This is a genomic window from Enterobacter genomosp. O (genome assembly GCF_001022965.1).
In the GTDB taxonomy this organism is placed as follows: domain Bacteria; phylum Pseudomonadota; class Gammaproteobacteria; order Enterobacterales; family Enterobacteriaceae; genus Enterobacter; species Enterobacter cloacae_L.
Window position 1 is genome coordinate 352,155 of the sequence record NZ_LECZ01000024.1, and the last position, 21,139, is coordinate 373,293.

The window sequence follows — 21,139 nt, forward strand, 5'->3', positions numbered from 1 at the left end:
GGCGCCTTCGGGCGCCATTTTTGTTTATGCAGGGAGAATAAGCTCGTCGTACCCTTTCGACTGCGTATACAGCATCACGTCAGTCACCCGATCGCCCGCCATGCGAATGGCATCGGCAACGGTTTTCCCCTCAACGATTCCGCTTACCAGTTCTGAACAGAACAGATCGCCCGTCCCTTTCAGATCGGTTTCTACGCGCGGATGCGCGCTGACGGTAACACCCTCATTCGTCACCAGAACCACGTGGATGTTTTGCGGATCGTCGGCAACCGGCGCGCTGGTGATCGCCACCCATTTCAGGGTGTCGGAGAGCAATCCCTGCGCGGCGGCAATGGCGCTTTCAGGCGTACGGCACGGTTTACCGCTTAACACCTCAAGTTCAAACACGTTAGGCGTAATGCCCTGCGCCAGCGGCAGCAGGTGCTCACGGTAGGCTTCAGGAATACCGGGCTTCACGTACATCCCGCTGTCGATATCGCCGATAACCGGGTCGACCAGCACCAGCAGGTCAGGATGCTGCACTTTTACCGCCTTCAGCCACTGCGCCAGCAAGGCGATCTGGCTGGCGCTGCCCATATAGCCGGTGGTGACCGCCTTAAGCTCGCGCAGGATCTCGCGCTCTTCCAGCGCCTTCAGGTAGCCGCTGAACCACTCATCGGGGATCACGCCGCCGTAGAAGGTGTCATAGTGCGGCGTGTTGCTGAACAGCACCGTCGGCACGGCGGTGACGTTCAGCCTGTGGGTACGAATGTTCGGTACCGCAATGCTGTTCCCCACGCTGCCGTAAACCACCTGCGACTGCACGGCGACAATATCGGTTTGCTGCGCCCGGGTTTTATCCCGGAATAAAATCATCTCCATGACGCTTAAATCCCCGCCCCCTGCGAATAACTCTCTTCACCAAAGACGCCGGTAGACAGATAGCGATCGCCGCGGTCGCAAATAATCGCGACTACGACGGCATCGGGGCTTGCCTGCGCAACGCGCAACGCGCCCGCTACCGCGCCACCCGAGCTAACCCCGCAGAAGATGCCTTCACGCACGGCCAGTTCACGCATGGTATTCTCCGCCTCGCGCTGATGAATATCCAGCACCTGGTCCACAAGCTGCGCATTAAAGATGCCGGGCATATATTCCGCAGGCCAGCGGCGAATGCCCGGAATGCTGCTCCCCTCTTCCGGCTGCAGGCCAACGATGGTAACGGCTTTCTCCTGCTCGCGCAGAAAACGCGATACCCCGGTAATGGTGCCGGTGGTCCCCATGCTGGAGACAAAGTGGGTGATGCGCCCGTCCGTTTGTTGCCAGATTTCCGGGCCGGTGGTGGTGTAGTGCGCGTACGGGTTGTCCGGATTGTTGAACTGATCGAGAAGCTTACCTTCGCCGCGCTCGGCCATTTCTAACGCCAGGTCGCGTGCGCCTTCCATACCCTGCTCTTTGGTCACCAGAATCAGCTCGGCCCCGTAGGCACGCATCGCTGCGCGACGCTCCTGGCTCATGTTGTCCGGCATCAGCAGCTTCATGCGGTAGCCTTTCAGCGCCGCAATCATTGCCAGCGCGATACCGGTGTTGCCGCTGGTGGCCTCAATCAGCACGTCGCCTGGCTTAATTTCACCGCGCTTTTCGGACTGGACAATCATCGACAGCGCCGCGCGGTCCTTCACCGACCCCGCCGGGTTATTGCCTTCAAGTTTGACCCAGATTTCGCTGCCGTTATCAGGCCCCATGCGCTGAAGCTTGACCAGAGGCGTGTTGCCGATGGTGTGTTCGAGTGTATTCACGTTTTTTACTCAATAAAAAAGCCGGGTGGCGCTTCGCTTACCCGGCCTACAAGACGCAGTTTTAGCTGTAGGCCCGGTAAGCGCAGCGCCACCGGGCGATAAACATCCTAATAACCTATCAGGCTGACTCCGCCAGAGCAATATCCTCGCGCGTCTCGATGCGCTCCTTCCCGTGATAAATACGGGCATGCTGCAGCCCGACAAACAGGCGCTCTCCCCGGTGCGGCGGGACGTCGTCGCGCATGACCACGGTCAGCGGCTCGGTGTACCAGCCAAGAGGCTGTACCACCAATTGCGTGTAGTGCCCTTTAGGGCTAGCTTCCAGCACCTGCACCGGCAGCGGTGAATCCAGGCTTGTGCGACGGCTCACGTCCACTTCCCACGGGCGCAGGAACAGATCGACCGGCCCCTGGTGCGCGGAGGTATAGCCCAGCGGCCAGCGGTGCGCCCCCACGTGGAACTGTCCGCCGCGAATGGTGCCCTGCAGACGGTTCACCTCGCCCATAAACTCCAGAACAAAACGGGTCGCCGGTTCACGCCAGAGCTGCTCCGGCTCGTCAACCTGCTCAATGTTGCCCTGGCTCATGACCACCACGCGATCCGCGACTTCCATCGCCTCTTCCTGATCGTGGGTCACGAAGACGCTGGTGAATTTCAGCTCTTCATGGAGCTGACGCAGCCAGCGACGCAGCTCTTTACGCACCTGTGCATCCAGCGCGCCAAAGGGTTCATCCAGCAGCAGAATTTGCGGTTCAACGGCTAACGCACGCGCCAGCGCCACGCGCTGTTTCTGCCCTCCGGACAGCTGCGCCGGAAAACGGTCCGCCAGGTGAGCCAGCTGTACCATCTCCAGCAGTTTGGTCACTTTCGCTTTAATGGTTGCCGCATCCGGGCGTTCTCGACGCGGCAGCACGGTCAGGCCAAACGCGATGTTGTCGAACACGGTCATGTGGCGGAACAGCGCGTAATGCTGGAACACAAAGCCCACCTTCCGGTCCCGGGCATGCAGGCGGCTCACGTCGGTGCCGTGAAAGCGGATGTGCCCGCTGGTCTGATGCTCAAGCCCGGCAATAATACGCAGCAGCGTGGTTTTACCCGAGCCAGACGGCCCCAGCAGCGCCACCATTTGTCCGGAAGGGATATCCAGCGAGATATCATTCAGCACCTGGGTGCGACCAAAAGACTTCTTAATATTGGCAATCTCAATGCTCATGATTTCCCTCCTGATGCTGACGTTTTTCCTGATTTTCTAAACGCCACTGCACCACACTCTTCAAAAACAGGGTCAAAATGGCCATCAGCGTCAGCAACGCTGCGGCAGTAAACGAGCCGATGGTGTTGTAGTCCTGCTGCAGCAGCTCAATCTGTAGCGGCAGCGACAGGGTTTCACCGCGAATAGAGCCGGAGACGACGGACACGGCACCGAACTCGCCAATCGCGCGGGCGTTGGTCAGCACCACGCCGTAAAGCAGCGCCCAGCGGATATTCGGCAGCGTCACGCGACGGAACATCTGCCAGCCTGAAGCCCCCAGCAGCACCGCCGCTTCGTCTTCGTTGCTCCCCTGACTTAACATCACCGGCACCAGCTCACGCACCACAAACGGACAGGTCACGAAGATGGTGACCAGCACCATGCCCGGCCAGGCGAACATGATCTGCAGGTTATGCTCATCCAGCCAGCCGCCCAATGGGCCGTTGGAGCCGTAAAAGAGCAGGTACACCAGGCCCGCCACCACCGGCGACACGGCAAAAGGAATATCCAGCAGGGTCAGCAGCAGCTGACGTCCCGGGAAGTTAAAGCGCGTCACCAGCCACGCCAGCAGGGTACCGAACACCAGGTTCACCGGCACGGTGATCAATGCAATCAGCACGGTCAGCCAGATGGCGTGCAGCATATCCGGGTTCGCCAGGTTTTCCAGCGCGGGCATCAGCCCCTTGCTGAACGCCTGGACGAAGATATAAATCGTCGGCACGACGAGAATAAGGGCGGAAACCAGCACGCCCGCCCCAATCAGAAACCATTTACCCCAGTTGATGCGGGGCGCATCGTATCGCTTCAATTGCGTAACTTCCGCCATCAGTGACCTACCACACGTCGACCAAAGCGACTTTGCAGAGTGTTAATCGAGTACAGCAGCAGCAGCGAGGCCGCCAGGATCACCGAAGCAATCGCGCTCGCCGCCGGATAATCAAACTCCTGCAAACGGATGAAAATCATCAGCGAGGTCACTTCCGTTTTCCAGGCGATGTTCCCGGCGATAAAAATCACCGCACCAAACTCACCGAGGCTGCGGGTAAACGACAGCGCGACGCCCGCCATCAGCGCCGGAGACAGCTCCGGCAGCACCACCTTGCGGAAACTCTGCCAGCGCGTGGCGCCCAGCGTTTCTGCCGCTTCTTCGTATTCCGGACCCAGCTCTTCCAGCACCGGCTGCACGGTACGTACCACAAACGGGATGCTGGTAAAGGCCATCGCCACCGCGATACCGAGCCAGGTATAGGTCACCTTGATGTCAAACTTCGCCAGCCACTCGCCGTACAGCCCGTTCACGGAGAAGAGCGACGCAAGGGTTAAGCCCGCAACCGCCGTCGGCAGCGCAAACGGCAGGTCCATCAATGCATCAAGCAGCGTGCGGCCCGGGAAGCGATAGCGGGTTAAGATCCACGCCATCAGCAGGCCAAATACGCCGTTAAAAATGGAGGCGACAAACGCCGACAGCAGCGTCACCTTATAGGCCGCCACCACCTGCGGGTTGGTGATCACGTCCCAGTACTGCGCCCAGCTCATCTGCGCGAGCTGCATCACCAGCGCGCTGAGCGGCAGCAGCAGGATCAGGCAGACGAACAGCAGGCTGGTCCCGAGGCTTAGGGTAAAGCCCGGCAGCACGCGTTTAGTCGATACTGCAAACATTACTTACGCCCCGCCGCCAGCAATTTGTCTAGCTCACCGCCGCTGGCAAAATGCGTTTTCATCACGTCAGGCCAAGAGCCGAAATGGTCTTCCACGCGGAACAGCGCGGTCTGCGGGAACTTATCTTTCAGCTTGTTCATCACGTCCGGGTTATTCACGCGGTAGTAGTAATCGGTAATGATGGTCTGCGCCTGCGGGCTGTACAGGTAGTTGAGATAGGCTTTTGCCGCTTTCTCGGTGCCGTTTGCCTGCACGTTTTTATCCACCCACGCCACCGGGAACTCGGCCAGGATGTTGGTTTTCGGGATAACCACCTCAAAGCCTTGCGCTTCATACTGTTTGCGGATGTTGTTCACTTCCGATTCAAAGCTAATCAGCACATCGCCTAAGCCGCGTTCTGCGAAGGTTGTGGTTGCCCCGCGGCCGCCGGTATCAAACACTTCGACGTTTTTCAGGAACTGGGTCATGAACTGCTCGGTTTTGGCTTTATCGTTACCGTCAGCCTTGTCTGCCGCGCCCCACGCCGCTAAATAGGTATAACGCGCGTTACCGGAGGTTTTTGGGTTCGGGAAAATCAGCTTCACGTCGGAACGCACCAGGTCGCTCCAGTCGTGGATATTCTTCGGGTTGCCCTTGCGCACCAGGAAGCCCATGGTGGAATAGAACGGCGAACTGTTGTTCGGCAGACGGCTTTGCCAGTCCGCCGGGATCAGCTTGCCTTTGTCGTGCAGGATCTGCACGTCAGTGACCTGGTTGTAGGTCACTACGTCCGCTTTCAGCCCCTGAAGAATGGCAAGCGCCTGCTTGGATGAACCGGCGTGAGACTGCTTGATGGTCAGCTTATCGCCGTTATTGTCTTTCGCCCACTGCTGTTCAAACGGTGGGTTAAGGGCAGCAAACAGCTCGCGCGAAACGTCATATGAACTGTTCAGCAGCTCAGTCGCCTGCGCCTGTGCCACCAGCAGTAAACCTGCCAGCGCCAGAGTTCCTTTTTTCAGTACAGTAACGGCCATTGCGCACCCTTATAAATGTGATGACTATCTTATAGTCATAATATTTATAACGAGGACCAAAGGAGTAACGGTTTTATATACCGTTTGGTGATTTAGAAGCAGAAAAGGGAATAAGGCATTAATCCCCTCTCCCCCGTGGGGAGAGGGCCAGGGTGAGGGGGTTACAGCGCCAGCAGACGCTCAACGGACGGCGCGAAGTAATAGCCGCCGGTCACCGGTTTGGTGAAGCGCAGCATGGCGTCACGCTTGCCGTCGGTATCGCCGAACATGCTCAGCAGCTGCTGCTCAATGTTATGCAGGCGCGCGCAGTAGGCGCAGAAGTAGAGGCCGTGCGTGCCGCTTGCCGTGCCGTACGGCAGGCTCTGGCGGACAATCTTCAGCCCTTTGCCGTCTTCTTTGAGGTCAACGCGGGTCAGGTGAGAGGTAACCGGACGGTCATCGCCGTCGATTTCTTCGTTGGCGTCTTTGGTACGGCCAATCATCATCTCCTGGTCATGCACGCTCATGCGGTTAAGCTGCTTGAGGTTGTGCTCCCAGCGCTGCACGAACACGTAGCTGCCGCCCGCGTCCACGCCGTCTTTGATCACCGCAACTTCACGACGCGTCTCTTCGCCCGCCGGGTTTTCGGTTCCGTCGACAAAGCCGCTCAGGTCGCGCTCTTCCACCCAGCGGAAACCGTGCACCTCTTCCTGTACCTCAATGCTGTCGCCAAAGGCCGCTACCGCCGCCTGGGCAACAGAAAAGTTCACGTCGTGACGCAGGGAGAGAATGTGGATCAGCACGTCGTACTGCGTCGCTGGCGCAAGTCCTTTGCCGTAGGGGATGAAGTCTTTGAGCTCTTCCGCCCCTTCGCCACTGCTCAGCTGACGCCAGACGTTATTGCCAAACGCGACAACGGCGCCGAGGTGGGCTTCCGGGAATTTAGCCTGGAAGGTCGCCAGCTTATCAACAAACGCTTTACTGGCCGCACGCAGGGCATCCACGTCCCCTTTTACATTGGCTTCAATCCAAATCGCCGCGCGACAATGTTCTGGCAAAATGCTACTCTGAACCTGAGACATCGCTCCTCCTGAAATAAAGATGCCACGTCAGCGTGGCATTGATGGCGGGTATTATACCCGGATTTCAGCGAGGCGGTTTGTTCAGGCGCAAATTACTGCTGCCAGATAATTTTGCTCACCTTCCAGTTCTTCAGGGTGTCGTCAGACGGCATCAAACCTTCCGGACCGCTCCAGGTGCCGGCAAAGACGTAGCTGATGTGCTGGCTGCCTTCTGCCTTACACTCCACCGCTACGCCGGCGTCAGAAGGGGCGCTGGTGCAGTTGCCAAAGGCCTGCTTATAGAGATCGCTAAACGGCGTTCCTACCTTCACGCCGCTGGCGGTCGGAATGGCCTCATCCAGCACCGCAACGCGGTTTACCGTGCCTTTGTCACCGTTAATTACCAGCGCCAGCTTGTCGCCCTTCAGCGCTTCGTAATAGCGAACGATATTGCCATTCTCCGTTTTCATGCCGCTGCGTAGGCGATAATCGCCGCTGAGCGCATCCTGAATGGCATTCTGATCCAGCGCCGTCGCGGCGGTAATTTTTCCCACGCCCTGCTCGGTCACTTCCGTTGATGAGCCAAACCAGTTCCACGGATAGGCAGAGGACCAGTTAATGGATGAGAGCGTTGAACAACCGGTCAATGCCAGCGGGAGAGCGCATAAAAGTAAACGCAGCGATTTCATTGAAACGTCCTTTCTTGTTAAATCAACGCTTGTTGGAGTGCGACATCGGCAAAAAGTGCCGGATTAATCATCCTGATGCGCAAAACAGGCGCGAAGACGCGGATTGGTCAGCAGCCACAGCAGCGCCACAATATCGGCAACCACCAGCGCAACGCCGATGCCCGTCAGCGGTTCACCGTACCACCAGAGTACCGGCTGCCAGAAGAGCAGCGCAATCTGGGCAAGGATCAGCAGCCAGCGGAGCGCACGCCACAATCGCGGGATCGTCTGCCGTCGGCCGCTGCATAAAAAAGCCACCACCGCCGGTACGCCCGGCAATAGGCCGAGCCAGAAGGCATCGTGATCGGGGTAAAAAAGATTCAGCAGCGTGTCGCCCTGGCCGCGCGACGCGGCGGCCATCACAAACAGCACCCAGGTGCGGGCCTGCAGCAGCAGAACGCACCAGAATAAAAAGGGCAACCTGACGCGGCCCTGCGCGTCATAATCTGCCGGATGGATCTCAGTACTCTTCATCTTCGATCAGACGCTTTCCTAAATTCAGCACGTCAGCATGTTCATAGCCCAGACGTTCATACATGCCTAGCACCACGTCGTTATCGTCCCGCACCATGATCTGGATTTTCGGGCAACCGCGGGCAATAAGCTTCTTCTCGAGACGATTAAGCAGCGCGTTGGCGATGCCACGGGCACGGTATTCCGGGTGAACGCCCAGATAATAGGCCGAGCCGCGATGGCCGTCGTAACCGCCCATCACCGTCCCCACGACCACGCCATTGACCTCCGCGACCAGAAACAGGCTGACGTCGTGATTCACCTTACGTTCGATATCCATTTCCGGATCGTTCCACGGACGCAGCAGATCGCAGCGCTCCCAAAGGGTGATCACCTCTTCGAAATCTTCCTGGCGAAAAACGCGTATCTCCATGGTATTAACCGCCTTTTCGGGTTTAAAAACAGTGATTATGGCGTGAACCACGCCTTTAGCCAATAACCGGGGAAAATCTCGCCAAAATTTGGCATAATGTCACTTTGTCACGTATTGAAATGAAAAGTAAAACAATTCTCAATATGGACTGTCGTAACGGGAAACACGATACGATATAACACCAGGACCCCATTTTTTAGTATTCAGGCCGCATGAGCACATTCAAACCATTAAAAGCACTCACATCGCGTCGTCAGGTTCTCAAAGCGGGGCTGGCGGCCTTAACGTTAACGGGTATCGCAAAGCAGGCTCAGGCGAAAGACGAGAGCACGCTCAAAACCAGTAACGGACACAGCAAACCGAAAACCAAAAAGCCGGGCGCGAAGCGTCTGGTCATGCTTGACCCGGGCCACGGCGGCATTGATACCGGCGCCATCGGCAAAAACGGTTCGAAAGAAAAACACGTCGTGCTGGCGATTGCAAAAAATGTGCGCGCAATTTTACGCAGCAACGGCATTGACGCCCGTCTGACGCGCTCTGGCGACACCTTTATTCCGCTGTATGACCGCGTTGAGATTGCCCACCAGCACGGTGCGGATCTGTTTATGTCGATTCACGCCGACGGCTTTACCAACCCTTCTGCGGCAGGTGCCTCGGTGTTTGCGCTTTCCAACCGTGGCGCCAGTAGCGCCATGGCAAAATACCTCTCCGACCGTGAAAACCGGGCGGATGAAGTCGCCGGGAAGAAAGCCACCGACAAAGACCACCTGCTACAGCAGGTGCTGTTCGACCTCGTGCAGACCGATACGATCAAAAACAGCCTGACGCTCGGCTCGCATATTCTGAAGAAGATTAAGCCGGTGCATCGTCTGCACAGTAAAGGCACCGAGCAGGCGGCGTTTGTGGTGCTGAAATCACCGTCAATCCCGTCCGTACTGGTGGAAACCTCCTTCATCACCAACCCGGAAGAAGAGCGGCTCCTCGGCACCACGGCGTTTCGTCAGAAGATCGCCAACGCTATCGCCTCCGGCATTATCAGCTACTTCAACTGGTTCGATAACCAAAAAGCGCACTCCAGGAAACGTTGATGAAACCCAATGCTCAACTGGTTAAAACGTTCCTGCTGCAGTTGCAGGATGAGATTTGCCAGAAACTGGCCGCCGTAGACGGCGGTGAATTTCAGGAAGATAGCTGGCAGCGCGAAGCCGGCGGCGGCGGACGCAGCCGGGTGCTGCGTAACGGCGGTATTTTTGAACAGGCGGGCGTGAATTTTTCCCACGTTCACGGAGACGCCATGCCCGCGTCGGCGACCGCACATCGTCCTGAACTCGCGGGCCGCAGCTTCGAAGCGATGGGCGTCTCGCTGGTGGTGCATCCGCACAACCCGTTTGTGCCGACCAGCCACGCCAACGTCCGCTTTTTCATTGCGGAAAAACCGGGGGCCGATCCGGTCTGGTGGTTTGGCGGCGGTTTCGACATGACGCCCTACTACGGCTTCGAAGAGGATGCCGTGCACTGGCACACCACCGCGCGGGACCTTTGTCTGCCTTTTGGTGAAGACGTCTACCCCAAATTCAAAAAGTGGTGCGATGACTACTTTTACCTGAAGCACCGCGACGAGCAGCGCGGCATCGGCGGGCTGTTCTTTGACGATCTCAACACCCCTGATTTTGATACCGCGTTCAGCTTCATGCGCGCGGTGGGTGAAGGCTATACCGACGCCTATCTGCCGATTGTCGAGCGCCGTAAAAATACCGACTACGGCGTGCGCGAACGCGAGTTCCAGCTCTATCGTCGCGGGCGCTACGTGGAGTTCAACCTGGTGTGGGATCGCGGAACGCTGTTCGGCCTGCAGACCGGCGGGCGCACGGAATCTATTCTGATGTCGATGCCGCCGCTGGTTCGCTGGGAGTACTGCTACGAGCCAAAAGAAGGCAGCCCGGAGGCTGCCTTGAGTGAGTTTATTCAGGTTCGGGACTGGGTTTAATCCTTACCCCTCACCCCGGCCCTCTCCCCAAAGGGGCGAGGGTGAAAAGACGGCTCGGAGCAGTCCCCTCTCCCCTTTGGGGAGAGGGTTAGGGTGAGGGGTGGGGTTAATTACAGAGGCTGCGTCTGCGCCTCAACCACCGCCAGCGCCACCATATTCACGATACGGCGCACAGAGGCAATCGGCGTTAACACGTGCACCGGTTTCGCCACGCCCATCAGCACCGGTCCTACGGTCACCCCTTCAGAGCTGGAGACGCGCAGCAGGTTATAGCTGATACGCGCCGCTTCTACGTTCGGCATAATCAGTATATTCGCCGATCCTTTCAGCGGGCTGTCCGGCATACGTTCGTTGCGGATGCTCTCCACCAGCGCGGCATCGCCGTGCATTTCCCCGTCAATCATCAGCTCCGGCGCACGCTCGCGCACCAGCTCCAGCGTCTGACGCATTTTGCAGGCCGCCGCGGATTTAGACGAACCAAAGTTTGAGTGCGACAGCAGCGCTACCTTCGGCTCGATACCAAAGCGGCGCACGGTCTCTGCGGCCATTACGGTGATTTCCGCCAGCTCGTCCGGGCTCGGATCGTCGTTAACGTAGGTGTCAGCGATAAAGGTGTTGCCGCTCGGCAGCAGCAGGGCGTTCATCGCCCCGGCGGTATGGACGCCGTCGCGATAGCCGAAGATCTCCTGCACCACGCTAAAGTGCTCGTGGTAATCGCCGATGGTGCCGCAGATCAGCGCATCCGCTTCGCCGCGATGGACCATGATCGCGCCGATCACCGTCGTGTTGCTTATGACGGCTTTCTGCGCCTGCTCCTGGGTAATCCCCCGGCGCTTCATGATCGCGTAGTATTCGCTCCAGTACTCTTTAAAGCGCGGATCGGATTCGTTGTTGACGATCTCGAAGTCGACGCCCGGCTTAATCTGCAGGCCCAGCTTCTGAATGCGCATCTCAATCACGCTCGGACGACCAATCAGGATCGGCTTCGCCAGACCTAACGTAATCAGCTCCTGGGTGGCGTGCAACACGCGCGCCTCTTCCCCTTCCGCCAGCACCACGCGCTTCGCGTCGGCGCGCGCCTGCGAGAAGATCGGCTTCATGAACAGGTTGGTTTTATAGACAAACTCGGTGAGCTTATCGACGTAAGCGTCGAAATCCTGAATCGGACGCGTCGCCACGCCGGAATCCATCGCCGCTTTGGCCACCGCTGGCGCAATTTTCACAATCAGACGCGGGTCGAACGGTTTTGGAATGATGTAGTCCGGGCCGAAGCTCAGATCCTGATCGCCGTACGCAGACGCGACCACTTCGCTCTGCTCAGCGTGCGCCAGCTCCGCGATGGCGTGAACGGCGGCAAGCTTCATCTCTTCGTTGATCGCCGTCGCGCCAACGTCCAGCGCGCCGCGGAAGATGAACGGGAAGCAGAGCACGTTGTTCACCTGGTTCGGGTAGTCGGAACGGCCGGTACAGATAATGGCATCTTCACGCACCGCTTTCGCCAGCGGCGGCAGAATTTCCGGTTCCGGGTTCGCCAGGGCCAGGATCATTGGCGCGCGCGCCATCTTCTTCACCATCTCCTGGGTCAGCACTTTCGGGCCGGAACAGCCGAGGAAGATATCCGCGCCGTCAATGACGTCCTCAAGCGTGCGCTTGCCGTCGTCTTCCACCGCATACGCCGCTTTGGTTTCCGCCATGTTAGGCTCGCGGTCTTTATAGATAACGCCTTTGGAGTCGCAGACCACAATGTTGTGTTTCTGCATCCCCAGCGCCACCAGCAGGTTCATACAGGCGATGGCCGCAGCGCCCGCGCCGGAAACCACCATGCGCACGTCGGAGAGATTTTTCTCAACCACGCGCAGGCCGTTCAGAATAGCGGCGGTGCTGATAATCGCGGTACCGTGCTGGTCATCATGGAACACGGGAATGTTCATACGCTCGCGCAGCTTCTGCTCGATATAGAAACATTCCGGCGCTTTGATGTCTTCCAGGTTGATCCCGCCGAAGGTCGGCTCCAGCGCGGCCACCACGTTGATGAATTTATCGGGATCGAGTTCGTCCACCTCGATATCGAACACGTCGATACCGGCGAATTTCTTGAACAGAACGCCCTTCCCTTCCATCACCGGCTTCCCGGCCAGGGCGCCGATGTTACCGAGACCCAGCACCGCCGTGCCGTTCGAGATAACGGCGACAAGGTTGCCGCGCGCGGTGTATTTGTAGGCTGCCAGCGGGTCTTTTTCGATTTCCAGACACGGCGCAGCAACGCCCGGCGAATAGGCCAGCGCCAGATCGCGCTGGGTCGCCAGCGGCTTGGTTGGGGAAACCTGGATTTTGCCCGGGACGGGGAACTCGTGAAAATCGAGGGCACTCTGTTTTAACTGATCGTCCATCTTGTTATTCCTTTTACGTATCGGTCAGATAGTATCGCCGCAGGACAGCACATAAACTTTGAAGGCTGCCAAACTCTCACCATCACACATCAAAAATTGTTATCAATTTATAACAGCCATGTTACCCGTCTCAAAAGCAATGCCGCCCCCGTCTGCTATGCTTTTTTGTTAAGTCCATCATGATTTTCTCAGAAGTGTGAACTAACGCACTCATCTAACTCTTTTATTTCCAAGGAGTAATTATTTATGAACCAGCTAGACGGCATCAAACAATTCACCACCGTGGTCGCAGACAGCGGCGATATCGAGTCGATTCGCCACTATCAGCCGGAGGACGCGACCACCAACCCGTCGCTCCTGCTCAAGGCAGCCGGGCTTGCGCACTTTAGTCATCTGATTGATGACGCCATTGCCTACGGTAAACAGCGCGGGAAAACGCAGGAGCAGCAGGTCGCGGAAGCCAGCGGCAAGCTGGCGGTTAATTTCGGTGCGGAAATTCTGAAAAGCATCCCGGGGCGCGTTTCAACCGAAGTGGACGCCCGCCTCTCGTTCGATAAAGAAAAGAGCATCACCAAAGCCCGTCGCCTGGTTGAGCTCTACCAGGAGCAGGGAATCGATAAATCACGCATTCTGATCAAACTCGCCTCGACGTGGGAAGGCATCCGCGCGGCGGAAGTGCTGGAAAAAGAGGGGATCCACTGCAACCTGACGCTGCTGTTCTCGTTTGCCCAGGCGCGCGCCTGCGCTGAGGCGGGCGTATTCCTCGTGTCGCCGTTTGTCGGCCGCATCTACGACTGGTACCAGGCGAAACAGCCGATGGACCCGTACGTGGTGGATGAGGACCCGGGCGTGAAGTCGGTCCGCAATATCTACGACTATTACAAGCAGCACCGCTATGAAACCATCGTGATGGGGGCGAGCTTCCGCCGTACCGAGCAGATCCTCGCCCTCGCGGGCTGCGACCGCCTGACCATCTCCCCTAATCTGCTTAAAGAGCTGCAGGACAAAGAAGAGACGGTGATCCGCAAGCTGGTGCCCACCTCTACCGTCCTGCCAAAACCAAAAGCCATGACCGAAGCCGAATTCCGCTGGGAGCACAATCAGGACGCCATGGCCGTGGAAAAACTGGCGGAAGGTATCCGCCTGTTCGCCGTCGACCAGCGCAAACTTGAAGATCTTCTCGCCGCCAAACTTTAACCTTGCCACGGAGTGAACTATGTCCCGTAAAGAGCTAGCCAATGCCATTCGCGCCCTCAGCATGGATGCCGTGCAGAAAGCCAATTCCGGCCACCCCGGCGCGCCAATGGGCATGGCTGATATTGCCGAAGTGCTGTGGAACGACTTCCTGAAGCACAACCCCAATGACCCCACATGGTACGATCGCGACCGTTTTATTCTCTCCAACGGCCACGCCTCAATGCTGCTCTACAGCCTGCTGCATCTCTCCGGCTACGACCTGCCGCTTGAGGAGCTGAAAAACTTCCGCCAGCTGCACTCCAAAACGCCGGGTCACCCGGAAATTGGCTATACGCCAGGCGTGGAAACCACCACCGGGCCGCTCGGCCAGGGGCTGGCCAACGCGGTCGGGCTGGCGATTGCCGAGCGCACGCTGGCGGCACAGTTCAACCAGCCGGACCACGAGATTGTCGATCACTACACCTACGTGTTTATGGGCGACGGCTGCCTGATGGAGGGGATCTCCCACGAGGTCTGCTCGCTGGCGGGCACGCTGGGGCTGGGCAAGCTGATCGGCTTTTACGATCACAACGGCATCTCCATCGACGGGGAAACCGAGGGCTGGTTTACCGACGACACGGCGAAACGCTTCGAGGCCTACCACTGGCACGTGGTGCATGAGATCGACGGTCACGATCCTGAAGCCGTGAAAAAAGCGATTCAGGAAGCGCAAAGCGTGAAGGACAAACCGTCACTGATTATCTGCCGCACGACTATCGGCTTCGGCTCGCCGAACAAGGCGGGTAAAGAAGAGGTGCACGGCGCGGCGCTGGGTGAAGAGGAAGTGGCGCTGACCCGGCAAAAGCTGGGCTGGAAACATCCGCCGTTTGAGATCCCGAAAGAGATCTACAGGGCATGGGATGCCCGCGAAACGGGTGAAAAAGCGCAGCAGGCCTGGAACGAGAAGTTTGCCGCGTACAAAAAAGCGCATCCGGAGCTGGCCACCGAGTTTTCCCGCCGCATGAGCGGCGGCCTGCCGGAGGACTGGGACGATAAAACCCAGGCGCTGATTGAAAACCTGCAGTCCAACCCGGCGAAAATCGCCACCCGTAAGGCCTCGCAAAACACGCTGAATGCCATCGGCCCTATCCTGCCCGAACTGCTGGGCGGCTCGGCGGATCTGGCACCGAGTAACCTGACCATCTGGTCCGGCTCGAAATCGCTGAAGGAGGACATTGCCGGGAACTATATCCACTACGGCGTGCGTGAGTTCGGGATGACCGCCATTGCCAACGGCATCGCCCATCACGGCGGCTTCGTGCCCTACACCGCCACCTTCCTGATGTTTGTCGAGTACGCCCGTAACGCGGCGCGCATGGCGGCATTAATGAAGGCGCGCCAGATTATGGTCTATACCCATGACTCCATCGGTTTGGGGGAAGATGGTCCGACGCACCAGGCGGTTGAGCAGCTGGCGAGCCTGCGCCTGACGCCAAACTTCAGCACCTGGCGTCCGTGCGATCAGGTCGAAGCGGCGGTCGGCTGGAAGCTGGCGGTAGAGCGCCACAATGGCCCAACGGCATTAATTCTGTCGCGCCAGAACCTGGCGCAGATTGAGCGCACGCCGGAGCAGGTGAAAAATATCGCCCGCGGCGGCTACATCCTGAAGGACAGCGGCGGCAAGCCGGACGTGATCCTGATTGCGACCGGTTCTGAGGTGGAAATCACGGTGAAAGCGGCGGAAAAACTGACCGCCGAAGGCCACGCGGTGCGCGTGGTGTCCCTGCCGTCGACGGATATCTTTGACGCTCAGGACGAGGCGTACCGGGAATCGGTGCTGCCCTCTAACGTCGCGGCGCGCGTGGCGGTGGAGGCCGGTATTGCCGACTACTGGTACAAATACGTCGGGCTTAAGGGGGCGATTGTTGGCATGCGGGGCTACGGCGAGTCCGCCCCTGCCGACAAGCTGTTCCCGTACTTCGGCTTTACCGTTGAGAACGTGGTAGAGAAGGCGTTGAGCGTGATCTAGTGCGGCCTGCGTGCCCGGTGGCTCTACGCTTACCGGGCCTACAAAAATCGGGTGGCTTTGCCACCCTTTTTTATACCACCCGCACACCCGCCGCCATCGCCCGCTCCGGCGTTAACAACACGCTTTCGCTGGCGTCATCGGTTTCCGCGCAGAGCAACATGCATTCAGACGTTTCGCCGCGCATCTTCGCTTTCGCCAGATTGCACAGCACCACCACCGTTTTTCCCATCAACTCCTCTTCCCGGTAATACGGCACCAGGCTGGTGACGGTTTGCAGCGTTCTGCCGCCCACATCAATCTGCGCGATATAGAGTTTGTCTGCGTTAGCGTGGCGCTTAACGTCCACGATCGTCCCCACGCGGATCTCCAGCTTTGCAAAGTCATCGTAAGCTACCGTTTCCATGCTCTCTCCTTGGTAAAATTTTACTAAATACTAGCACGGTATTTGCCGGAATCAATGGGCAGGATATTTACTAAAAACGGATGCATGTCCTGATTCATCCTTTACAATGGGTTATCACGTGGGGGAATAAGGACAAACATGGCAACGCTCAAAGACATCGCGACGGAGGCTGGCGTTTCGCTGGCGACGGTATCCCGGGTTTTAAACGATGACCCAACGTTGAACGTAAAAGAAGAGACCAAACACCGCATTCTGGAGATTGCAGAAAAGCTGGAATATAAGAGCAGCACGTCGCGCAAAATGCAGTCTGCTGCGGTGGGTCAGCAACACATTCTGGCGCTCTATAGCTACCAGCAAGAGCTGGAGATTAACGACCCTTACTACCTTGCCATCCGCCACGGCATTGAGACGCAGTGTGAAAAACTGGGCGTCGAGTTGAGCAACTGTTACGCCAATGCCACCCTGCCTGAGATTAAAAAACTCACCGGCGTACTGATCGTTGGCAAGCCTTCCTCGGCGATTCGCCGTACCGCGATGGCCTTAACGGACAACGTCTGCTTTATCGATTTTCACGAGCCCGGCAGCGGGTACGATTCCGTCGACATTGACCTCTCGCGCATCAGCAAGCAGATCGTGGATTTCTTTATTCATCAGAATGTTAAGCGCATTGGCTTTATTGGCGGGGAAGATGAACCCGGCAAAGCCGATATCCGCGAAGCCGCTTTCGTGGAGTATGGCCGCCTGAAAGGGGTAGTGTCAGAACAGGATATCTGGCGCGGCGGTTTTTCCAGCTCGTCCGGGTATGAACTGGCAAAAACCATGCTGGCGCAAGCAAGCTGGCCTGACGCGCTGTTTGTCGCCTCTGATTCGATAGCCATCGGCGTATTGCGCGCTATCCATGAAAAAGGGCTGGCGATCCCCGAGGACATTTCGCTCATCAGCGTGAACGATATTCCGACCGCCCGCTTCACCTTTCCCCCGCTCTCTACCGTGCGCATCCACTCGGAAATGATGGGCAGCCAGGGCGTTAACCTGCTGCTGGAAAAATCCCGCGACGGCCGGGCGCTGCCGCTGCAGGTCTTCGTCCCGAGCGTGCTAAAGCTGCGCGGCACGACCCGTTAATCCCCATTCCCAACACGCTGCCGGGCATGCCCGGCATTTTTTTATTTCGTGATCGAGTTAAAGCAAATCGGTTTTACTGATTTTATTTAGTAAAATTTTTACTAAACTTCTCAGCAATGATGTTTTACCCCTACAGGGAGATAGCATGAATCGCTGGGAAAATATTCAACTCACGCACGAGAATCGGCTCCCGCCGCGTGCGTACTTCTTCTCATATGATACCGTCGCGCAGGCTCGCACCTTTGCCCGCGAAGCCAGCAGCCGCTTTTTATCACTCAGCGGCCAGTGGAATTTTCGTTTCTTCACGCATCCGCTGTATGTCCCGGAAAGCTTCACCTCAGAGTACTTGACCGGCTGGGACGACATTACCGTGCCGGCCATGTGGCAGATGGAAGGCCACGGCCAGCTGCAGTACACCGACGAAGGCTTCCCCTTCCCGGTGGATGTCCCCCGGGTGCCCGCAGATAACCCCACCGGGGCGTATCAGCGCCACTTCACGCTATCCGACGGCTGGCAGGGTAAGCAGACCCTCATCAAGTTTGACGGCGTCGAAACCTATTTCGAAGTCTACGTGAATGGTCAGTACATTGGCTTTAGCAAAGGCAGCAGGCTGACCGCCGAGTTTGATATCAGCCACGCGGTGCATAGCGGGCAAAACCTGCTGTGCGTGCGGGTGATGCAGTGGGCGGACTCCACCTACATTGAAGACCAGGACATGTGGTGGACGGCGGGCATTTTCCGCGACGTTTATCTGGTCGGAAAAAATCCCGCTCACGTGCGCGATTTCACCGTCAGAACCACCTTCGATGAGGCGTATCAGGACGCCACCCTCTTCTGTCAGATAGAACTGGAAAACCTGGCCCCGCAGGCATCAGCCGTGTCGCTGGAGTATGCTCTGTACGATGGCGAAGCGGTGCTCCATCAGGGCACGGCCGACAGCCTGACCGTGACCCGCAGCGCGGAAACGGCCTTCAGCATAGAGGTCAAACGGCCTCAGCAGTGGTCTGCGGAATCGCCCTATCTCTACCATCTGGTAATGACGTTAAAAGACGCGCACGGACAGGTGCTGGAAGTTATCCCGCAGCGCGTCGGTTTTCGTGACATCAAGGTGCGCGACGGCTTGTTCTACGTGAACAACCGCTACCTGAAGCTGCACGGCGTAAACCGCCACGATAACGATCACCTGAAGGGCCGCGCCGTGGGGATGGATCGCGTCGAGCGCGACCTGATCCTGATGAAGCAGCACAATATCAACTCGGTACGCACCGCCCATTACCCTAACGACCCGCGCTTCTACGAGCTGTGCGACATCTACGGCCTGTTCGTGATGGCGGAAACGGATGTGGAATCTCACGGCTTTGCCAACGTCGGCGATCTGAGCCGCATCACGGACGATCCGGTGTGGGAGCCCGTTTACGTTGAGCGCATCGAGCGCCATATCCACGCCCAGAAAAACCACCCGTCAATCATCATCTGGTCGCTTGGAAACGAGTCCGGCTACGGCTGTAATATCCGCGCTATGGCCCGGGCGGCAAAGGCGCTGGATGACACGCGCCTGCTGCACTACGAAGAAGATCGCGACGCCGAGGTGGTCGATATCATCTCTACCATGTACACCCGCGTGCCGCTGATGAATCTGTTCGGTGAATATCCCCACGCCAAACCGCGGATTATCTGCGAATACGCCCATGCGATGGGCAACGGCCCGGGCGGGTTGACGGAGTATCAACACGTATTCGATCGCCACGACTGCATTCAGGGCCACTACGTCTGGGAGTGGTGCGACCACGGTATTCAGGCGGCAGATGCCGGCGGCAATACGTATTACGCCTACGGCGGCGACTTTGGTGACTACCCGAATAATTACAACTTCTGCCTCGACGGGCTGATCTACTCAGACCAAACGCCAGGGCCCGGCCTGCGCGAATATAAGCAGGTGATTGCCCCGGTCAAGCTGCGCTGGCAGAACGGCGAGCTGCACGTTGAAAACCGCTTCTGGTTTACCACGCTGGATGATTACACCCTGCTCGTGGAGGTGCGTGCGGAAGGGGAAACGCTTTACAGCCAGCCGCTGCATATCACAGGCCTCGGGCCCAACAGCGCGCGCAGCATGCCTCTGGACCTGCCCGCCCCCGACGAGCGTGAAACGTTCCTGACCGTTCGCATCAGCAAAAACAGCCGCACGCGCTACAGCGAAGCCGGGCACGAGATCGCGGTGTATCAGTTCCCGCTAAAAGCGCGCACGGATCACGCCACGCCGTTTATTAACGCCAACGCGACGCCGCTGCTGCTGGAAGAGGGCCGTCTGAGCTGCAGCGTGACCGGACATAACTTCCACGCACGCTTTTCAAAAGTGACGGGGAAACTCTGCTCCTGGCAGGTTAACGGTGAGGAAAACCTCACCCGTGAACCGAAAATAAACTTTTTCAAGCCGATGATTGATAACCACAAGCAGGAGTATGAGGGGCTGTGGCAACCCAACCACCTGCAGATTATGCAGGAGCACCTGCGCGGTTTTGAGGTCGAGCAGCAGGACGATGCGGTCATCATTACCACCCGCACGCTGATTGCCCCGCCGGTGTTTGATTTTGGCATGCGCTGCACCTATCGCTGGCGCATTGCCGCCGACGGGCAAATTAACGTTGAGCTGAGCGGTGAACGCTACGGCGATTACCCGCACATTATCCCGTGCATCGGCTTTACCCTCGGCATCAACGGCGAATTCGATCAGGTGAGCTACTACGGACGCGGGCCCGGTGAGAACTACCCGGACAGCCAGCAGGCCAGCACTATCGATCTGTGGCACACCACGGTGGATGAGATGTTTGAAAACTACCCGTTCCCGCAGAACAACGGCAACCGCCAGCAGGTGCGCTGGGCTACGCTCGCCAACCGTCGCGGCAGCGGCCTGCTGGTGGTGCCTGAGCAACCTGTTCACTTCAGCGCCTGGCACTACACGGCAGAGAACATTCACGCCGCGCAGCACTGCAACGAACTGCGTCGCTGCGATGACATCACCCTCAACCTTGACCATCAGCTCCTGGGTTTAGGCTCCAACTCCTGGGGAAGCGAAGTGCTGGACACCTGGCGCGTCTGGTTCAGGCCGTTCCGCTACGGCTTCACCCTGCTCCCGCTGGAAGGCGGACAAACCGCCGCGCAGACGCTGGCGCGCCATCGGTTCGGCACCGGTTTCTTTTCCATGAATTCACACAGCGAGGCAGACAAATGATCGTTCTCGACAGCCTGGAGCAGTTCCAGCAGCGTTATCGCACGGGCCGTAAATGGCAGCGCTGCGTAGAGGCCATCAACAATAGCGACCACATCCAGCCCGGCGTTGCCCACTCGATTGGCGATTCGCTGGCCTACCGCGTGGCCTGCGATGCCAGCACCGACGCGCTGTTCGTTGGCCATCGCCGCTATTTCGAGGTGCATTACTACCTGCAGGGCGCGCAGAAAATTGAGTACGCCGCAAAGGACGCCCTTCAGCTTGTGGAGTGCTACCGCGATGAAACCGACCGCGAATACCTGAAAGGCGTGGGTCAAACCGAACAGGTGCGCGAGGGACAGCTCGTGATTTGTGAAAATCACGAGGCGTATCGCTTTATCAGCGAAACGCCGGCAAAAAAAGTCGTCCTCTATGTGACCATCGAAGACGGCTATTTCCATAACAAATAAA

19 protein-coding genes are annotated in these 21,139 nt (G+C 58.0%); 7 read left to right on the top strand and 12 right to left on the bottom strand.

Features of this window, described 5'->3' with window-relative positions:
* Window positions 1-24: 24 nt before the first annotated feature.
* From pdxK to ABR39_RS09255, 10 genes are all read right to left on the bottom strand, one after another.
* Window positions 25-861, bottom strand: coding sequence for a pyridoxine/pyridoxal/pyridoxamine kinase (pdxK, locus tag ABR39_RS09210; protein WP_047346682.1), 837 nt, complete (start codon window positions 859-861; stop codon window positions 25-27).
* 5 nt (window positions 862-866) lie between these two features.
* A complete protein-coding gene (gene cysM / locus ABR39_RS09215; protein WP_047346683.1) occupies window positions 867-1,778 on the bottom strand; it encodes a cysteine synthase CysM in 912 nt (303 codons plus the stop codon).
* A gap of 118 nt (window positions 1,779-1,896) precedes the next feature.
* Complete coding sequence (gene cysA, locus ABR39_RS09220; protein ID WP_008501607.1) at window positions 1,897-2,991, bottom strand: sulfate/thiosulfate ABC transporter ATP-binding protein CysA; 1,095 nt, start codon at window positions 2,989-2,991, stop codon at window positions 1,897-1,899.
* Window positions 2,981-3,856 (bottom strand): sulfate/thiosulfate ABC transporter permease CysW, encoded by an 876-nt coding sequence (gene cysW / locus ABR39_RS09225; protein ID WP_028016163.1) that lies wholly within the window; start codon window positions 3,854-3,856, stop codon window positions 2,981-2,983. Before cysW ends, cysA begins: the two co-directional genes overlap by 11 nt.
* Window positions 3,856-4,689 (bottom strand): sulfate/thiosulfate ABC transporter permease CysT, encoded by an 834-nt coding sequence (cysT, locus tag ABR39_RS09230; RefSeq protein ID WP_008501609.1) that lies wholly within the window; start codon window positions 4,687-4,689, stop codon window positions 3,856-3,858. The genes cysW and cysT overlap by 1 nt, the downstream gene beginning before the upstream one ends.
* Window positions 4,689-5,702, bottom strand: a complete 1,014-nt coding sequence (locus tag ABR39_RS09235; RefSeq protein WP_047346684.1) for a sulfate ABC transporter substrate-binding protein — start codon at window positions 5,700-5,702, stop codon at window positions 4,689-4,691. Before ABR39_RS09235 ends, cysT begins: the two co-directional genes overlap by 1 nt.
* Before the next feature lie 161 nt (window positions 5,703-5,863).
* Complete coding sequence (locus tag ABR39_RS09240) at window positions 5,864-6,763, bottom strand: Dyp-type peroxidase (RefSeq protein ID WP_047346685.1); 900 nt, start codon at window positions 6,761-6,763, stop codon at window positions 5,864-5,866.
* Between the two features lie 92 nt (window positions 6,764-6,855).
* On the bottom strand, window positions 6,856-7,431 hold the full coding sequence (locus ABR39_RS09245; RefSeq protein WP_047346686.1) for an RpoE-regulated lipoprotein: 576 nt from the start codon (window positions 7,429-7,431) through the stop codon (window positions 6,856-6,858).
* Window positions 7,432-7,494: 63 nt separating this feature from the next.
* Window positions 7,495-7,944, bottom strand: coding sequence for a DUF2919 domain-containing protein (locus ABR39_RS09250; RefSeq protein ID WP_047346687.1), 450 nt, complete (start codon window positions 7,942-7,944; stop codon window positions 7,495-7,497).
* A complete protein-coding gene (locus ABR39_RS09255; protein ID WP_047346688.1) occupies window positions 7,931-8,356 on the bottom strand; it encodes a GNAT family acetyltransferase in 426 nt (141 codons plus the stop codon). The genes ABR39_RS09250 and ABR39_RS09255 overlap by 14 nt, the downstream gene beginning before the upstream one ends.
* A 212-nt stretch (window positions 8,357-8,568) precedes the next feature.
* On the opposite strand from ABR39_RS09255, the gene amiA reads away from it, so the two are divergent.
* A complete protein-coding gene (gene amiA / locus ABR39_RS09260) occupies window positions 8,569-9,444 on the top strand; it encodes an N-acetylmuramoyl-L-alanine amidase AmiA (protein WP_023308739.1) in 876 nt (291 codons plus the stop codon).
* On the top strand, window positions 9,444-10,343 hold the full coding sequence (gene hemF / locus ABR39_RS09265) for an oxygen-dependent coproporphyrinogen oxidase (protein ID WP_047346689.1): 900 nt from the start codon (window positions 9,444-9,446) through the stop codon (window positions 10,341-10,343). The genes amiA and hemF overlap by 1 nt, the downstream gene beginning before the upstream one ends.
* Window positions 10,344-10,453: 110 nt before the next feature.
* Here hemF and maeB read toward each other — a convergent pair whose 3' ends face one another.
* Window positions 10,454-12,733, bottom strand: coding sequence for an NADP-dependent oxaloacetate-decarboxylating malate dehydrogenase (maeB, locus tag ABR39_RS09270; RefSeq protein WP_047346690.1), 2,280 nt, complete (start codon window positions 12,731-12,733; stop codon window positions 10,454-10,456).
* 246 nt (window positions 12,734-12,979) lie between these two features.
* Between maeB and tal the strand changes: the two genes are divergently transcribed.
* Window positions 12,980-13,930: a transaldolase gene (gene tal / locus ABR39_RS09275; protein WP_047346691.1), complete on the top strand. Its 951-nt coding sequence runs from the start codon at window positions 12,980-12,982 to the stop codon at window positions 13,928-13,930.
* A gap of 19 nt (window positions 13,931-13,949) precedes the next feature.
* Entirely contained in the window at window positions 13,950-15,938 is a 1,989-nt protein-coding gene (gene tkt, locus ABR39_RS09280) for a transketolase (protein ID WP_047346692.1), read from the top strand.
* Window positions 15,939-16,008: 70 nt separating this feature from the next.
* Here the strand turns inward: tkt and ABR39_RS09285 are convergent, their stop codons facing one another.
* Window positions 16,009-16,341 carry a tRNA-binding protein gene (locus ABR39_RS09285; protein WP_047346693.1) on the bottom strand — a complete coding sequence of 111 codons (333 nt, stop codon included), beginning with the start codon at window positions 16,339-16,341 and terminating at the stop codon, window positions 16,009-16,011.
* Between the two features lie 138 nt (window positions 16,342-16,479).
* On the opposite strand from ABR39_RS09285, the gene ebgR reads away from it, so the two are divergent.
* The 3 genes from ebgR (at window position 16,480) to ABR39_RS09300 (ending at window position 21,138) form a co-directional block, all read left to right on the top strand.
* Window positions 16,480-17,463, top strand: coding sequence for a transcriptional regulator EbgR (ebgR, locus tag ABR39_RS09290; protein WP_047346694.1), 984 nt, complete (start codon window positions 16,480-16,482; stop codon window positions 17,461-17,463).
* A 145-nt stretch (window positions 17,464-17,608) separates the two neighbouring features.
* A complete protein-coding gene (gene ebgA, locus ABR39_RS09295; RefSeq protein WP_047346695.1) occupies window positions 17,609-20,692 on the top strand; it encodes a beta-galactosidase subunit alpha in 3,084 nt (1,027 codons plus the stop codon).
* Window positions 20,689-21,138, top strand: coding sequence for a beta-galactosidase subunit beta (locus ABR39_RS09300; RefSeq protein ID WP_047346696.1), 450 nt, complete (start codon window positions 20,689-20,691; stop codon window positions 21,136-21,138). The genes ebgA and ABR39_RS09300 overlap by 4 nt, the downstream gene beginning before the upstream one ends.
* Window position 21,139 lies beyond the last annotated feature (1 nt).

What these genes read in the sequence shown, in the direction of transcription:
- ABR39_RS09250 (WP_047346687.1), bottom strand. Translation starts at nt 7,944, where the DNA reads ATGAAGAGTACTGAGATCCATCCGGCAGATTATGACGCGCAGGGCCGC.
- hemF (WP_047346689.1), top strand. Translation starts at nt 9,444, where the DNA reads ATGAAACCCAATGCTCAACTGGTTAAAACGTTCCTGCTGCAGTTGCAG.
- amiA (WP_023308739.1), top strand. Translation starts at nt 8,569, where the DNA reads ATGAGCACATTCAAACCATTAAAAGCACTCACATCGCGTCGTCAGGTT.
- cysT (WP_008501609.1), bottom strand. Translation starts at nt 4,689, where the DNA reads ATGTTTGCAGTATCGACTAAACGCGTGCTGCCGGGCTTTACCCTAAGC.
- tkt (WP_047346692.1), top strand. Translation starts at nt 13,950, where the DNA reads ATGTCCCGTAAAGAGCTAGCCAATGCCATTCGCGCCCTCAGCATGGAT.
- ebgA (WP_047346695.1), top strand. Translation starts at nt 17,609, where the DNA reads ATGAATCGCTGGGAAAATATTCAACTCACGCACGAGAATCGGCTCCCG.
- ABR39_RS09245 (WP_047346686.1), bottom strand. Translation starts at nt 7,431, where the DNA reads ATGAAATCGCTGCGTTTACTTTTATGCGCTCTCCCGCTGGCATTGACC.
- cysA (WP_008501607.1), bottom strand. Translation starts at nt 2,991, where the DNA reads ATGAGCATTGAGATTGCCAATATTAAGAAGTCTTTTGGTCGCACCCAG.
- ebgR (WP_047346694.1), top strand. Translation starts at nt 16,480, where the DNA reads ATGGCAACGCTCAAAGACATCGCGACGGAGGCTGGCGTTTCGCTGGCG.
- ABR39_RS09255 (WP_047346688.1), bottom strand. Translation starts at nt 8,356, where the DNA reads ATGGAGATACGCGTTTTTCGCCAGGAAGATTTCGAAGAGGTGATCACC.
- cysW (WP_028016163.1), bottom strand. Translation starts at nt 3,856, where the DNA reads ATGGCGGAAGTTACGCAATTGAAGCGATACGATGCGCCCCGCATCAAC.
- ABR39_RS09240 (WP_047346685.1), bottom strand. Translation starts at nt 6,763, where the DNA reads ATGTCTCAGGTTCAGAGTAGCATTTTGCCAGAACATTGTCGCGCGGCG.
- ABR39_RS09285 (WP_047346693.1), bottom strand. Translation starts at nt 16,341, where the DNA reads ATGGAAACGGTAGCTTACGATGACTTTGCAAAGCTGGAGATCCGCGTG.
- tal (WP_047346691.1), top strand. Translation starts at nt 12,980, where the DNA reads ATGAACCAGCTAGACGGCATCAAACAATTCACCACCGTGGTCGCAGAC.
- ABR39_RS09300 (WP_047346696.1), top strand. Translation starts at nt 20,689, where the DNA reads ATGATCGTTCTCGACAGCCTGGAGCAGTTCCAGCAGCGTTATCGCACG.
- maeB (WP_047346690.1), bottom strand. Translation starts at nt 12,733, where the DNA reads ATGGACGATCAGTTAAAACAGAGTGCCCTCGATTTTCACGAGTTCCCC.
- ABR39_RS09235 (WP_047346684.1), bottom strand. Translation starts at nt 5,702, where the DNA reads ATGGCCGTTACTGTACTGAAAAAAGGAACTCTGGCGCTGGCAGGTTTA.
- pdxK (WP_047346682.1), bottom strand. Translation starts at nt 861, where the DNA reads ATGGAGATGATTTTATTCCGGGATAAAACCCGGGCGCAGCAAACCGAT.